This window comes from Vibrio sp. 661 (genome assembly GCF_033339315.1).
Classification (GTDB): domain Bacteria; phylum Pseudomonadota; class Gammaproteobacteria; order Enterobacterales; family Vibrionaceae; genus Vibrio; species Vibrio alginolyticus.
Map to the genome: position 1 here is coordinate 1 of NZ_JAWOUJ010000122.1, position 1082 is coordinate 1082.

The window sequence follows — 1082 nt, forward strand, 5'->3', positions numbered from 1 at the left end:
TGATAGGTTTGATACGCATAAATCCATTCCCTGATATAACCTGGATGTAAACTTATCATCAATGTTTGTTAAGAATGTAAAACCTGAGTCAATAGTTCAAAATATGTCTAAAAGTCAGGTTGATACGTTCTCCTTTTGGTTTGGCTGTTTTGGGAACGCAGTGTCTCCAATGGTGCTGAAGCTCCCCAGCCATGATCAATAATGCGCCGTGGCCGAGCTCATATTCTATTTGAGTTTTACAATGTAAATTTCGTAGCACAAATCGGCGCGTATCACCTAAGTTCAACGAGGCGATCACCGGATTTCTGCCCAGCTCTGGTTCATTGTCTTGGTGCCATCCCATCGAATCCTGACCGTCGCGATACAGATTCGCCAATACAGAGTTGAACGGGGTGTTGGCAAGGCTTTCACAGCGAGCCTTGAGTGATAACAGCTCAGACGTCCAAGGGTGAGGTGCCATAGTTAAACCCGAATAGGTGTAAGGCGCATCGCCATGCCAAGTCTGCAAACGAGGTTGAAGTACCGATTTCCCGAAAATGGTTATGCGTTCTTGTTGCCAAGGCAAGGTACTCATAAGCGTTGAAAAGTACGTATCCGCTTCTTGCTGAGAAAGAAAGTTTGGCTGATAAAAGAGCTTACCTTGGCGTACCTCTTGCCAATCCGTACTTTCAAATAAATCGCCTTGCCCTTGCATCCCGTTGCCTATTTAAACCATAAAAATTTCAGATAATTATTACCTTTGCAAAGGCTATTGGTTATTCTTGTAGATAATAAGGATTTTAACAATAAAGAATAATTCTCGTAGTAACGGACGAGCTAGTGGGGAGCTAATGCGTTATTCACCCAGAAAGCAGTGCTATTTTGCACTGTTCTTTTTCGCTTTTGTTGCCTTGTGTGTTGGTGTTATTGAGCTGTTGCATCATAATCAGCAAGACCTTCAGCAAGAACGCGTGCAAGTTGAAGCCAAAGAACAACTGTCTATTCTCCGCTCCAATTTGGAAGCGGTACTCATGGCTGATATTTACAAAGCCAGCACATTAGCGACGCTAATCACTTTGTTGCCAAATAGCGAAGAAGAGGAG

1 protein-coding gene and 1 pseudogene are annotated in these 1082 nt (G+C 43.3%); one reads left to right on the forward strand and one right to left on the reverse strand.

Annotated features, from left to right (window positions below; genetic code table 11):
* Positions 1-88: 88 nt before the first annotated feature.
* A complete protein-coding gene (locus R7P69_RS25120; protein WP_015312834.1) occupies positions 89-694 on the reverse strand; it encodes an alpha-ketoglutarate-dependent dioxygenase AlkB family protein in 606 nt (201 codons plus the stop codon).
* A 136-nt stretch (positions 695-830) separates the two neighbouring features.
* Here R7P69_RS25120 and R7P69_RS25125 point away from each other — a divergent pair.
* Positions 831-1082, forward strand: a pseudogene (locus R7P69_RS25125) (sensor domain-containing diguanylate cyclase); the annotation flags it as partial.